The 12,594-nt window shown below is 55.2% G+C and carries 12 protein-coding genes and 3 tRNA genes; 8 read left to right on the top strand and 7 right to left on the bottom strand.

Annotated features, from left to right (window positions below):
- Positions 1–57: 57 nt before the first annotated feature.
- The 3 genes from AC4OVS_RS04635 (at position 58) to xni (ending at position 3,645) form a co-directional block, all read left to right on the top strand.
- On the top strand, positions 58–1,347 hold the full coding sequence (locus tag AC4OVS_RS04635) for an HAAAP family serine/threonine permease (RefSeq protein WP_022649218.1): 1,290 nt from the start codon (positions 58–60) through the stop codon (positions 1,345–1,347).
- Positions 1,348–1,409: 62 nt separating this feature from the next.
- Complete coding sequence (locus AC4OVS_RS04630) at positions 1,410–2,777, top strand: L-serine ammonia-lyase (RefSeq protein ID WP_022649219.1); 1,368 nt, start codon at positions 1,410–1,412, stop codon at positions 2,775–2,777.
- Positions 2,778–2,889: 112 nt separating this feature from the next.
- Positions 2,890–3,645 (top strand): flap endonuclease Xni, encoded by a 756-nt coding sequence (gene xni, locus AC4OVS_RS04625; RefSeq protein WP_032626021.1) that lies wholly within the window; start codon positions 2,890–2,892, stop codon positions 3,643–3,645.
- 57 nt (positions 3,646–3,702) lie between these two features.
- Here xni and rlmM read toward each other — a convergent pair whose 3' ends face one another.
- From rlmM to AC4OVS_RS04605, 4 genes are all read right to left on the bottom strand, one after another.
- The gene (gene rlmM, locus AC4OVS_RS04620) at positions 3,703–4,803 is read right to left on the bottom strand and encodes a 23S rRNA (cytidine(2498)-2'-O)-methyltransferase RlmM (RefSeq protein WP_022649221.1); all 1,101 of its coding nucleotides are present in this window, start codon (positions 4,801–4,803) and stop codon (positions 3,703–3,705) included.
- Positions 4,796–5,191, bottom strand: coding sequence for a DUF423 domain-containing protein (locus AC4OVS_RS04615; protein WP_003862756.1), 396 nt, complete (start codon positions 5,189–5,191; stop codon positions 4,796–4,798). Before AC4OVS_RS04615 ends, rlmM begins: the two co-directional genes overlap by 8 nt.
- Before the next feature lie 39 nt (positions 5,192–5,230).
- The gene (gcvA, locus tag AC4OVS_RS04610; protein WP_022649222.1) at positions 5,231–6,148 is read right to left on the bottom strand and encodes a glycine cleavage system transcriptional regulator GcvA; all 918 of its coding nucleotides are present in this window, start codon (positions 6,146–6,148) and stop codon (positions 5,231–5,233) included.
- Positions 6,149–6,498: 350 nt separating this feature from the next.
- Entirely contained in the window at positions 6,499–6,726 is a 228-nt protein-coding gene (locus tag AC4OVS_RS04605) for a YgdI/YgdR family lipoprotein (protein WP_015571738.1), read from the bottom strand.
- Between the two features lie 192 nt (positions 6,727–6,918).
- Here AC4OVS_RS04605 and csdA point away from each other — a divergent pair, with 192 nt between their 5' ends.
- Both csdA and csdE read left to right on the top strand, forming a co-directional pair.
- On the top strand, positions 6,919–8,124 hold the full coding sequence (gene csdA, locus AC4OVS_RS04600) for a cysteine desulfurase CsdA (RefSeq protein ID WP_045308734.1): 1,206 nt from the start codon (positions 6,919–6,921) through the stop codon (positions 8,122–8,124).
- Positions 8,124–8,570: a cysteine desulfurase sulfur acceptor subunit CsdE gene (gene csdE / locus AC4OVS_RS04595; protein ID WP_193543174.1), complete on the top strand. Its 447-nt coding sequence runs from the start codon at positions 8,124–8,126 to the stop codon at positions 8,568–8,570. The genes csdA and csdE overlap by 1 nt, the downstream gene beginning before the upstream one ends.
- Here the strand turns inward: csdE and tcdA are convergent.
- On the bottom strand, positions 8,561–9,367 hold the full coding sequence (gene tcdA / locus AC4OVS_RS04590) for a tRNA cyclic N6-threonylcarbamoyladenosine(37) synthase TcdA (RefSeq protein WP_006811804.1): 807 nt from the start codon (positions 9,365–9,367) through the stop codon (positions 8,561–8,563). The genes csdE and tcdA overlap by 10 nt on opposite strands.
- Before the next feature lie 75 nt (positions 9,368–9,442).
- A complete protein-coding gene (mltA, locus tag AC4OVS_RS04585) occupies positions 9,443–10,540 on the bottom strand; it encodes a murein transglycosylase A (RefSeq protein WP_022649225.1) in 1,098 nt (365 codons plus the stop codon).
- A 208-nt stretch (positions 10,541–10,748) separates the two neighbouring features.
- Here mltA and AC4OVS_RS04580 point away from each other — a divergent pair.
- From AC4OVS_RS04580 to AC4OVS_RS04570, 3 genes are all read left to right on the top strand, one after another.
- A tRNA-Met gene (locus tag AC4OVS_RS04580) sits at positions 10,749–10,825 on the top strand.
- Positions 10,826–10,869: 44 nt separating this feature from the next.
- Positions 10,870–10,946, top strand: a tRNA-Met gene (locus tag AC4OVS_RS04575).
- A 44-nt stretch (positions 10,947–10,990) separates the two neighbouring features.
- A tRNA-Met gene (locus AC4OVS_RS04570) sits at positions 10,991–11,067 on the top strand.
- 89 nt (positions 11,068–11,156) lie between these two features.
- Here the strand turns inward: AC4OVS_RS04570 and amiC are convergent.
- Complete coding sequence (amiC, locus tag AC4OVS_RS04565; protein WP_022649226.1) at positions 11,157–12,410, bottom strand: N-acetylmuramoyl-L-alanine amidase AmiC; 1,254 nt, start codon at positions 12,408–12,410, stop codon at positions 11,157–11,159.
- Positions 12,411–12,594 lie beyond the last annotated feature (184 nt).

The raw sequence follows: 12,594 nt of genomic DNA, 5'->3' as shown, positions 1-12,594 counted from the left end.
ACTTTTTCATCGGATTTGACTAAAAACCTGACAATTTGCTTCCTCCAGGAGATACAGATGGAAACCACTCAAACCAGCACCGTTGCTTCGATTGAATCCCGAAGCGGTTGGCGCAAAACGGATACCATGTGGATGCTTGGCCTGTACGGCACGGCAATCGGCGCTGGTGTACTGTTCCTTCCTATCAACGCAGGTGTCGGCGGTCTGATCCCGCTGATCATCATGGCCATCATCGCCTTTCCGATGACCTTCTTTGCACACCGCGGCCTGACCCGCTTCGTGCTGTCCGGTAAAAACCCGGGCGAAGACATTACTGAAGTCGTTGAAGAACACTTCGGCGTCGGCGCAGGTAAGCTGATTACCCTGCTCTACTTCTTCGCGATTTACCCGATTCTGCTGGTGTATAGCGTCGCTATCACCAACACCGTTGAAAGCTTCATGATGCACCAGCTGCAGATGACCCCGCCGCCGCGTGCGATCCTGTCCCTGATCCTGATCGTCGGTATGATGACCATCGTGCGCTTTGGCGAGCAGATGATTGTCAAAGCGATGAGCGTGCTGGTATTCCCGTTTGTTGCAGCCCTGATGGTGCTGGCGCTGTACCTGATCCCACAGTGGAACGGCGCTGCGCTGGAAACTCTGTCTCTGAGCAGCGCATCCGCAACCGGTAACGGCCTGCTACTGACCCTGTGGCTGGCGATCCCGGTAATGGTGTTCTCCTTCAACCACTCGCCAATCATCTCCTCCTTCGCGGTGGCGAAGCGTGAAGAGTACGGCAATGGTGCAGAGAAGAAGTGCTCCAGCATCCTGGCTCGCGCACACATCATGATGGTACTGACAGTTATGTTCTTCGTGTTCAGCTGCGTGCTGAGCCTTTCCCCGGCGGATCTGGCGGCGGCGAAAGAGCAGAACATCTCTATTCTGTCCTACCTGGCAAACCACTTTAACGCACCGCTGATTGCGTGGATGGCACCGATCATCGCGATTATCGCCATCACCAAATCCTTCCTGGGCCACTACCTGGGCGCACGTGAAGGCTTCAACGGTATGGTGATTAAATCTCTGCGCGGTAAAGGCAAGAGCATTGAAATCAACCGTCTGAACAAAATCACCGCGCTGTTCATGCTGGTGACCACCTGGGCGGTAGCCACCCTGAACCCAAGCATTCTGGGCATGATTGAAACCCTGGGCGGCCCGATTATCGCGATGATTCTGTTCCTGATGCCGATGTACGCGATTCAGAAAGTGCCAGCGATGCGTAAATACAGCGGCCATATCAGCAACGTGTTCGTTGTTGTGATGGGTCTGATTGCCATCTCCGCTATTTTCTACTCGCTGTTCAGCTAATACCTCCTGCGCCGTCTGCGGATGGCGCACTCCTCCCCTCTGACTGAAGCAATGGACGCATCATGATTAGCGTATTCGATATCTTCAAAATCGGTATTGGTCCTTCCAGCTCTCACACCGTCGGACCAATGAAAGCCGGTAAACAATTCACGGATGACTTGATTGCACGCGGCATTTTGCACGACATCACCCGCGTGGTTGTCGATGTATACGGTTCCCTTTCCCTGACCGGTAAAGGCCACCATACCGATATTGCCATTATCATGGGGCTGGCGGGTAACCTGCCGGATACCGTTGATATTGACTCCATTCCTGGCTTTATCCAGGACGTGAACACCCACGGTCGTTTGCTGCTGGCGAACGGCGAGCATGAGGTTGAATTCCCGGTTGACCACTGCATGAATTTCCATGCGGATAACCTGTCGCTGCACGAAAACGGCATGCGCATTACCGCGCTGGTCGGCGATAAAGCGGTTTACAGCCAGACGTATTACTCCATCGGCGGCGGGTTTATTGTCGACGAAGACCATTTTGGTCAAACCAACGGCTCCGCCGTTGAGGTGCCGTACCCGTACAAAAACGCGGCCGATTTACAGCGTCACTGCCAGGAGACAGGCCTTTCTCTCTCCGGCCTGATGATGAAAAATGAGCTGGCCCTGCACAGCAAAGAGGAGCTGGAACAGCACTTCGCAAACGTCTGGGAAGTGATGCGCAGCGGCATTGAGCGCGGGATCACCACCGAAGGCGTGCTGCCGGGGAAACTGCGTGTTCCACGTCGTGCGGCTGCGCTGCGCCGCATGCTGGTCAGCACCGACAAAACCACCACCGACCCGATGGCCGTTGTCGACTGGATCAACATGTTCGCGCTGGCGGTGAACGAAGAGAACGCCGCGGGTGGCCGCGTCGTCACCGCGCCAACCAACGGGGCGTGCGGCATTGTTCCGGCGGTCCTGGCGTATTACGACAAGTTTATCCGTGAAGTGAATGCAAACTCACTCGCGCGGTATATGCTGGTCGCCAGTGCGATTGGCTCACTGTACAAGATGAACGCCTCGATTTCCGGCGCGGAAGTGGGCTGTCAGGGTGAAGTGGGCGTAGCCTGCTCTATGGCGGCGGCGGGTCTGGCCGAATTGCTGGGCGCAAGTCCTGCGCAGGTTTGTATTGCGGCGGAAATCGGCATGGAACATAACCTGGGGCTGACCTGCGATCCGGTCGGCGGTCAGGTCCAGGTGCCATGCATCGAGCGTAACGCCATCGCCTCTGTGAAAGCGGTGAACGCGGCCCGTATGGCGCTGCGCCGCACCAGTGAACCGCGCGTGTGTCTCGACAAGGTTATCGAAACCATGTACGAAACCGGTAAAGATATGAACGCCAAATACCGCGAAACCTCCCGCGGTGGCCTGGCGATGAAGATCGTTACCTGCGATTAAGCCTCTCAGGAAGCCTCGTTTTGCGAGGCTTCTTCCTGTTTTCCCCACCATTCATAGTTTCATGCTGCGCTCAGTGTTACCCTTCCCCCATTAGACAGAAGGGAGATTATCTGTGGCCGTTCATTTGCTTATCGTCGATGCACTTAACCTGATTCGCCGTATTCACGCGGTACAGGGCACCCCCTGCAAGGACACCTGTTTACACGCGCTGGAGCAGCTCATTCGCCATAGCGAACCCACCCACGCTGTTGCCGTATTCGACGATGAAGCACGCAATACCGGCTGGCGGCACCAGCGCCTGCCGGACTACAAAGCCGGACGTGCGCCGATGCCGGACGATCTGCACGCCGAAATGCCCGTTATACGCGCGGCCTTTGAACAGCGCGGCGTTCCGTGCTGGGGCGCACACGGTAATGAGGCTGACGATTTAGCCGCAACGCTGGCGGTTAAAGTCGCGAGCGCCGGGCATCAGGCGACTATCGTTTCAACCGACAAAGGCTACTGCCAGCTGCTCTCTCCAACGGTCCGCATCCGCGACTACTTTCAAAAACGCTGGCTGGACGCACCATTTATTGCCAGCGAGTTTGGCGTATCGCCTGAGCAATTGCCGGATTACTGGGGGCTGGCGGGGATCAGCAGCTCCAGAGTGCCGGGTGTCGCCGGTATTGGACCCAAAAGTGCCGCACAGCTGCTGACGGAGTTTCAGAATCTGGAAGGGATTTACGCAAGGCTTGAGGAAGTGCCGGAAAAATGGCGCAAGAAGCTGGAGGCGAATAAAGAGATGGCGTTTATCTGCCGGGAAATCGCAACGCTACAGACGGATTTACAGCTGGACGGGAATTTACAGCAGTTAAGGTTAGAACGTTAAAACAACTACACGATTTTGTAGGCCCGGTAAGCGCAGCGCCACCGGGCGTTACAAACGTTATCGCTCGTCGCGACGCCCACCCACGGCCGCCCACCAGCGACGGATATGCACCGTCACTTCTTCACGGTCGTGATACAGCTGACGCGCCTGGATTTCCGCGTTAATCCCGTGTTCGTCCAGTTGCTGCTGAATATAAGCCAGGTTCTGCGACACCTCTTCGTAACGCTTTTTCATCGGCAGCTTGAGGTTGAAAATCGTCTCACGACACCAGCCGTTCACCAGCCAGGAGGCCATCAGCGCCGCGACTTTCGCCGGTTTTTCTACCATGTCGCACACCATCCAGGAGATGTTGTTACGGGTAGGACGGTAGCGGAAACCATCTTCACGCAGCCAGGTGACCTGCCCGGTGTCCATCAGGCTTTGCGCCATCGGGCCGTTATCCACAGACGAAACCCACATGTTGCGTTTCACCAGCTGATAGGTCCAGCCGCCCGGGCACGCGCCAAGATCGACGGCATACATGCCGTTTGCCAGACGTTCGTCCCACTCGTCCGCCGGGATAAAGACGTGGAACGCCTCTTCCAGCTTCAGGGTTGAACGGCTCGGCGCGTCTGACGGGAAGCGCAGACGCGGGATCCCCATAAAGAACGGCGAGTTATTGGTGGTATACGAGTAGCCGGTGTAGCAACATCCTGGCGCTATAAAGAAGATATGCACGACTGGACGCTTTGGCGTTTCGTAGTTTGTCAGCACACCCGCATCACGCAGTGCCGCGCGGAGCGGCACGGTAAACTTACGGCAGAACTTCATCAGCTCTTTGCTTTCATTGGTGTCAGCCACTTCCACGCGCAAATCGCCGCCCTTCTCCACCACGCCCTGCAACAGGCCAACAATCGGCGTGATGCGATCTTCCGGCGGAAGATCTTTCAGCAGTTCGCCCGCGACAAACATCTGACGGGCGAAAATCAGCGAGCTGAACGGCAGTTCGCGCGCCAGCTTGTCGGCATCATCAGGCTGATAGCATTCAAATACCACATAACCCGCGTTCTCTTTGACGCGAGCGAATCCGAAGACTTCACGCTTCGCCGCTTTATCGGTGATTTCCGCGGCGCACTCTTTCTCAAACCCCGGGCGACAATATAAAACAACCTTATTCATGAACAACGCCCTTGCGTTTCAGACGGATAGCTCCGATAAACATTAAAACCCAACCCGCCAGGAAGCTGACGCCGCCGACAGGTGTAACAAACGCCCACAGGCGTAAATGCGACAGCGCCAGACAGTAGAGACTGCCGCTGAACAGTACGGTACCCAGCGCCAGAAAGACGCTGCTCCAGTAAAACCAGATGCTGATACGGCGCTGCATCGCCACCGCCAGCCCAAAAATTGCCAGCGTGTGGAACGCCTGATATTCAAGGCCGGTCTGGATCCAGCCCATTTCCACAACGCCCAAAGACTTGCTTAAGACATGCGCGCCAAACGCGCCCAGAGCTACAAAAATAAAGCCACTCACCGCGGCGAAAATCAGCATGAATCGGCTGGTCATGTTTAAGTCCTGAATTAATGCGTGCCCGGCACACAAACGTTATTGTTCATACCTGAAGCGGAATTTTTCTTGCTCGCTTGCCGCTTTCGCCAGTATCCACTGCCGGAAAGCGGCTATTTTACCCAGTTCTGCCTGACTGTCATGACAAACCAGATAAAATGCATTCTTGCTGACCAGTACATCGTTAAATGGGCAAACCAGACGGCCTGCCTCAATTTCGGACTGCGCCATGACGTTATTCGCTAATGCCACGCCCTGCCCGTGAATGGCAGCCTGTAACACCATCGCGCTGTGGCTAAAAATGGGTCCCTGCTGCACGTTTATATGATTAAGACCTAACTGGCGGGTATAAGTTTGCCAGTCGCGACGCGACGCATCGTGCAAAAGCGTGTGTTGCGCCAGATCGGCGGGCGTTTTGAGCGCTTTCTCCCCCGTCAGCAGCAGTGGTGAACAGACCGGCAGCAGATATTCTGCGTATAATTTTTCAACACGCAAGCCCGGCCAGTTACCGCGACCGTAAAAAATCGCCACATCCACATCGTCTGCAAGCTTGTCTTCCTGACGGTCCACTGCCTGGATTCGGACATCGATTCCCGGATAAGTTGAGTTAAAGCTTGAGAGTCGCGGCACCAGCCACTGAATGGCAAAACTGGGCAATAAACTCACAGTCAGGGCACCTTTTGCGCTCCGTGCCTGAAGCTTACGGGTGGCTTCCGTCAGCTGGGAGAAAATCTCTTTAATATCCTGAAAATAGCTCTGCCCTTCTTCGGTCAACAGCAACGAACGGTTGCGGCGACGGAACAGCTTAAGCCCCAGAAAATCCTCCAGAGACTTGATTTGATGACTTACTGCGGCCTGTGTCACAAAAAGCTCATCGGCTGCGCGGGTGAAGCTGAGGTGGCGTGCTGCTGCATCAAAAACACGTAATGCATTTAGGGGTGGCAATCGCTTGGACATGGTTATCTGGCTTAGATGTTAACGAGATTTAACATATAGGAAACAACGTTTAACCTATTAGTTTTTTTTATCTGAGCCATTATAATTTGTCCGTTGAGGAACTACCAGCAAATACCTATAGTGGCGGCACTTCCTGAGCCGGAACGAAAAGCTTTTTTTGGAATGCGTGTTCTGAAGAGCTTTTGGCTTACGGTTGTGATGTTGTGTTGTTGTGTTTGCAATTGGTCTGCGATTCAGACCACGGTAGCAACGCTACCAATTTTTCACTTCCTGTACATTTACCCTGTCTGTCCATAGTGATTAATGTAGCACCGCCAACTTGCGGTGCTTTTTTTTCGCTTATCTAACTGTTAATGCTCGATTTCCTTCATCTCTTTCACGTCACTGCGATTGATCTGCTGTTTGTTCCCGTTAGCATCTTTATATGAAATCATCCCGGTATCATTATCGGTTGTCGGTTTCCCTTCAGAGACGATAGATCGACCATCGTTGGTATGCATTACGTAGTTATTTCCAGAACATGCGCTCAGGGCAAAGGTCAACGCACAGGCAGAAATGATTGCAGCTGTCTTTTTCATGATTATTCTCCTTTAGCAATTAATGCTATTCAAACCTCGATTTATAACAGGCTAAAACATCCGCCTAACACTATTTAGCATAACCTGCTTTTTCAGACTCGCCAGGATAAGCAGACAAATCTGATAGATATCAACTTCCTTGCCCTGCCGATGAATTTGCGCGACGATCGTAGAATCGATATGAGGAATTCCATGAACGCTTTCAGTCCTGCGCAGTTTCGCGCACAGTTTCCTGCGCTGGCCGATGCCGGCATTTATCTTGATAGCGCCGCCACGGCCCTTAAGCCGCAGGCGGTGATTGAGGCAACCCGCCAGTTTTACAGCCTGAGCGCCGGGAACGTGCATCGCAGCCAGTATGCCGACGCGCAGCGCTTAACGGCGCAATACGAAGCCGCACGGGATAAGGTCGCGCGCCTGATCAATGCTGACAGCGGTAAGAACATCGTCTGGACGCGGGGCACTACCGAGGCCATTAACATGGTGGCGCAATGTTACGCGCGTCCGCTGTTGCAGCCCGGGGATGAGATCATCGTCAGCGAGGCGGAACACCACGCCAACCTGGTGCCCTGGCTGATGGTGGCCGAACAAACCGGGGCACGGGTTGTAAAACTCCCGTTGGGTACAGACTTCCTGCCTGACGTGGCGCGTCTGCCTGAGCTGATTACGCCGCGCAGCCGTATTCTGGCGCTGGGGCAGATGTCCAACGTCACCGGCGGCTGTCCGGATCTGGCGCGCGCCATTGAGATTGCCCATGCCAGCGGCGTGGTAGTAATGGTCGACGGTGCGCAGGGTGTGGTGCATTTTCCGGCTAACGTTCAGGCGCTGGATATCGACTTCTATGCCTTCTCAGGGCATAAATTGTACGGGCCAACCGGTATCGGCGCGCTGTACGGCAAACCTGAACTGCTGGCCCGGATGACGCCGTGGCTCGGCGGCGGCAAGATGATTACCGAAGTCACCTTCGACGGTTTCAAAACGCAGGATGTGCCTTACCGCCTGGAAGCCGGTACGCCGAACGTGGCAGGGGTTATCGGTCTGAGCGCAGCGCTCGAATTTCTCGCAGATACGGACGTGGCTCAGGCTGAAAGCTGGAGCCGGGGCCTGGCGACGCTGGCAGAAGAAGAGCTTAAGAAACGCCCCGGGTTTCGCTCGTTCCGCGTCCAGGACTCCAGCCTGCTCGCCTTTGATTTTGCGGGCGTACACCATAGCGACATGGTGACGCTGCTTGCCGGATACGGCATTGCCCTGCGCGCAGGACAGCACTGCGCCCAGCCGCTGCTGGCGGCCATGGGGGTGAGCGGTACCCTGCGCGCCTCGTTTGCACCGTACAACACAAAAAGTGACGTCGACGCGCTGGTTTCCGCCGTCGACCGCGCCCTGGAATTACTGGTGGATTAATGACAAGTTCAGCCTTAGCCGGGCATCCGTTCGGCACCGTTATCACTGAAGAGACGTTAAAACAGACCTTCGTCCCGCTCACGCAGTGGGAAGATAAATATCGTCAGTTGATCCTGCTGGGCAAACAGTTGCCCACGCTGTCAGACGAACTGAAATCGCAGGCGAAGGAGATAGCTGGCTGCGAGAACCGCGTCTGGCTTGGGTTTAGCATATCCGGTGAGAAACTGCATTTCTTCGGCGACAGCGAGGGACGCATTGTTCGCGGTCTGATGGCGGTGCTGTTGACCGCAATCGAAGGGAAAAGCGCCGCAGAGCTGCTGGCGCATTCTCCGCTGGCGCTGTTTGATGAGCTGGGACTTCGCACGCAGCTTAGCGCCTCGCGCGGTCAGGGACTGATTGCGCTAAACGACGCGGTGCTGGAGGCCGCCCGTCAGGCTCAGGCCTGACGTTCCGCCTTCGCCATCATCTTCTTCAGGGCGTGAGAGACCGCCACAAAGCCGAAGGAGGCGGTCACCATGGTGGCCGCTCCAAACCCTGAGGCACAATCCATCCGCTTTGGCCCTTCCGCTGTGCTTTTCATTGCACAGACCGAACCATCCGCCTGCGGATAAACCAGCGCTTCTGTCGAGAACACACAGTCCACGCCCAGCTTGCCTTTACTGTTCTTCACCACGTTGAAGTCGCTTTTTAAGCGCTCGCGCAGCTTAGCAGCCAGTGGATCCTGAATGGTTTTCGCCAGATCTGCCACCTGGATCTGCGTCGGATCAATTTGTCCACCCGCGCCGCCCGTTGTCACCAGCGGCACCTTGTAACGACGACAGTAAGCGATCAGCGCCGCTTTTGGCCGCACGCTGTCGATGGCGTCAATCACATAGCTGTAGCCTTTGCTCATGTACTCCGCGACGTTATCTGCCGTCACAAAGTCGTCAATCACCGTTACGCGGCACTCCGGGTTGATGAGACGAATACGCTCCGCCATCACCTCGGACTTCGCCAGACCGACGTTATCACGCAGGGCGTGGATCTGACGGTTAGTGTTAGTGACGCAGACGTCATCCATATCAATCAACGTAATTGCGCCAATGCCGGTTCTCGCCAGCGCTTCTGCCGCCCACGAACCCACGCCACCAATGCCCACCACGCAGACATGCGCATCCGCGAACAGTTGCAGGGCTTTTTCACCGTATAACCGTGCCGTGCCGCCGAAACGCTGGCGCCAGGCATCGCTGATTACCACAGACATAAAACCTCAGATGTAAAAAGGGTGAGGTATTCCTCACCCTGAACCGTAATCCGTCTTGCGCTCAGAATACCACACTCAGCCGCTAAATACGTTCCCGGTACCCGGCGCTGTCTTCAGCACCCACACGCGCCCGTAGTGGTTATACCAGCCTGCACGGTGGCCGGCATCCGGGCCGATGCCCTGATAAATGTCGAAGTGCTGGCCTTTAATCGCCCCGCCCACGTCCAGCGCCACCATCAGGCGTAATTCATACTTGCCGTTGAATTTGCCGTTGTTGTCGAGGAGAGGGACTTCCGCCAGTAGCGTGGTACCCGCCGGGATAATCGAACGATCCGATGCCACAGAAGCGCGGCCAATCAGCGGGACGGCGCTCGCCCCTTTCACCGGCGCAAAGTTCTGCGGTTTGAAGAAGACAAACGATGGATTCTGCTCAAGCAGCTCACGCACTTCCGCTTCGCTGTGTTTTTCGCCCCACTCGCGGATCGCCTGCATCGACATATCTTCTCGTTTCACTTCACCACGGTCGATGAGCACCTTACCGATGCTGCGATAGGCATGGCCGTTTTTCCCGGCATAGCTAAAGAAGTTCAGCGGCGAGCCGTCGCCAAAATCAATATAGCCGCTGCCCTGCACGTCCATGATGAAGTTATCCATCAGCGAGTTGCTGTAGGCCAGCACGTAATTTTCGCTAAGCGCACCGGCATAGATTTCAGCGCGGGACGGGAGACGACCGCGTTTTGGCGGCATGCGGTAAATCGGATACTGGAATTCGCCCTGACGCGTGTGTCGTGCCTGGACAACCGGGGTGTAGTAGCCGGTAAACTGAACGTTACCGTAGTTATCCGCCCCTTCCATCTGCCACGCGTCAATACCAAACTGGCGCATATTGCGCGTATCACCGCCAGCACGCAGCCAGTCCTGCACTGCACTATAAACGTTGTTCTGTGAGCCATACAGGCGCGGCGACGCTTTGCGGATCTGGTACACCTGCTCGGAGAAATCCCCGGCATTGATTGGAGCACCCACGGCATCTGGCTGGTTAACTAAAGAGAAAGGCTGGGATAACTTCCCGTCTTTATACTGTTGACCGCGATCGGTCGGTTTGGAAGAGCAGGCCGCAAGAATCGCTACCATTGCGCCTGTCATCAGATACTTCACCCAACGTCCTTTCATTATATCTCGTCTTTTAGTTGCCCAATTCCGCGTGATGAAGATAACAAACCCACCGTGGTAATGAAATGCGATCGCCTTCCCTTTGGCAAATTCTGGACAAAAAATAGTCCAAAGTGGCTATTCCCGTTCATTTTGCATACAAAATAATGAATTATGCGAAAAAGGGGTTGCATCACAAACCTATCCGAGTATAGTGCGCTTCCACGGACGCGGGGTGGAGCAGCCTGGTAGCTCGTCGGGCTCATAACCCGAAGGTCGTCGGTTCAAATCCGGCCCCCGCAACCAATTAAAATTTGATGAAGTATCTTCTACGACTGTAGAAAGACGGACGCGGGGTGGAGCAGCCTGGTAGCTCGTCGGGCTCATAACCCGAAGGTCGTCGGTTCAAATCCGGCCCCCGCAACCAATCAAATTTGAAGAAGTAAGTTTCTACAAGTGTAGAAAGACGGACGCGGGGTGGAGCAGCCTGGTAGCTCGTCGGGCTCATAACCCGAAGGTCGTCGGTTCAAATCCGGCCCCCGCAACCAACACTTCTTAAAACAATAAACACCCTTAAGGGTGTTTTTTTGTATCTGCCGTTTGTGAAAGTGCCGGGCGAGATACCCGGCGTAATACCCTATCCCCGCCGCGCCAGCGTTTCCCCGTCTGAGAAATAGGCCCGAATACCCGCCAGAATCGACTCCGCCACTTCCTGCTGGAATTTAGCCGTCTTGAGCTTGCGTTCCTCTTGCACGTTACTGATAAACGCGGTTTCGACCAGAATGGACGGAATATCTGGCGCTTTCAGTACTGCAAATCCGGCCTGCTCGACGCTGTTTTTGTGCAGCTTGTTGACCCGGCCCAGTTTGCCCAGCACCGCTTTACCAAACTTCAGACTGTCGGTAATGGTCAGCGACTGCACCATATCAAACAGCGTATGGTCGACGTAACGATCCCCGCTTTTGCTCACGCCACCGATTAAATCCGAGGCGTTCTGCGTGTCCGCCAGGTATCTCGCGGCGGTACTGGTCGCCCCTTTCGTTGACAGGGCAAACACCGACGATCCGCTCGGCTGGCGGCTGGTGAAGGCATCCGCATGAATAGAGACAAACAGATCCGCGCGCTGCTTCTGCGCTTTCGCCACGCGGACCTTCAGCGGGATAAAGACATCTTCGTTGCGCGTCATGTAGGCGCGCATATTGCCCTCTTTGTCGATTAACGCCTTCAGACGACGGGCAATTTGCAGCACCACATCTTTTTCGCGGGTGTGATATTTCCCAACGGCGCCGGAATCTTCTCCGCCGTGGCCAGGATCGAGCATGATCACAATCGGACGATCGCGCCCCGCCCTGCCCGGCTTAGGACCACTTTGCGCAGGTGGGACCTGCCGCTGGAGATCGCCTTTGTTGTAATCTTCAAGTAACGCCAGGAGCGGATCCTGAATATCCGTTGCATTCGCCGGATAGAGATCCATTACCAGGCGCTCCTTAAAGGCGGCAACAGGCGCAAGGGCAAAGAGCTGCGGTTTCACGTTCTGCTTGAGCTCAAACACCATGCGCACGGTTTGCGGATCGAACTGCCCGACGCGCGCCGATTTGATAAAAGGATCGTCGCCACGGATCTGCGCCGCCATGCCTTTAAGCACGGAGTTGAGATTCACACCTTCGAGATCAACCACCACACGTTCAGGATTGCTGAGGGCAAATTGTTTGTATTTCAGCACGCGGTTGGACTCGACCGTCACGCGCGTATAGGTCGACGACGGCCAGACGCGCACCGCGACTACCTGGCTTGTGGCGGCAAGACCCACCTGGCTGACGCTAAGCAACCACATCGCCCCGGCCCCTTTTAACAGGCGGCGGCGGCTTATTGCTGAATTGGATCCCGACATGCTTCTCCCGAGCAAGAAATCTGATTGATGAACAAAACGCCCAAATTGACCGAAAACTTTAACGAATGACGCATAAACTGTCATCTATAAAAGGGTAAACAATCATACGTTAACGCACGGATTACTTATTATTTTCTGTGGGTCGCAGAAAATTTTGGCTTGCACACGCGGCCACAATCGAATA

The organism is Enterobacter sp. 4974935, assembly GCF_058661735.1.
The sequence above is the reverse complement of the archived record's forward strand: the minus strand, read 5'-3'. Positions and strand labels throughout refer to the sequence as shown.

Bases quoted from the DNA above. Each gene is read 5' to 3' on its own strand.
- AC4OVS_RS04635 (WP_022649218.1), top strand. From the start codon at position 58: ATGGAAACCACTCAAACCAGCACCGTTGCTTCGATTGAATCCCGAAGC.
- AC4OVS_RS04630 (WP_022649219.1), top strand. From the start codon at position 1,410: ATGATTAGCGTATTCGATATCTTCAAAATCGGTATTGGTCCTTCCAGC.
- rlmM (WP_022649221.1), bottom strand. From the start codon at position 4,803: ATGAATAAGGTTGTTTTATATTGTCGCCCGGGGTTTGAGAAAGAGTGC.
- AC4OVS_RS04615 (WP_003862756.1), bottom strand. From the start codon at position 5,191: ATGACCAGCCGATTCATGCTGATTTTCGCCGCGGTGAGTGGCTTTATT.
- gcvA (WP_022649222.1), bottom strand. From the start codon at position 6,148: ATGTCCAAGCGATTGCCACCCCTAAATGCATTACGTGTTTTTGATGCA.
- AC4OVS_RS04605 (WP_015571738.1), bottom strand. From the start codon at position 6,726: ATGAAAAAGACAGCTGCAATCATTTCTGCCTGTGCGTTGACCTTTGCC.
- csdA (WP_045308734.1), top strand. From the start codon at position 6,919: ATGAACGCTTTCAGTCCTGCGCAGTTTCGCGCACAGTTTCCTGCGCTG.
- csdE (WP_193543174.1), top strand. From the start codon at position 8,124: ATGACAAGTTCAGCCTTAGCCGGGCATCCGTTCGGCACCGTTATCACT.
- tcdA (WP_006811804.1), bottom strand. From the start codon at position 9,367: ATGTCTGTGGTAATCAGCGATGCCTGGCGCCAGCGTTTCGGCGGCACG.
- mltA (WP_022649225.1), bottom strand. From the start codon at position 10,540: ATGAAAGGACGTTGGGTGAAGTATCTGATGACAGGCGCAATGGTAGCG.
- amiC (WP_022649226.1), bottom strand. From the start codon at position 12,410: ATGTCGGGATCCAATTCAGCAATAAGCCGCCGCCGCCTGTTAAAAGGG.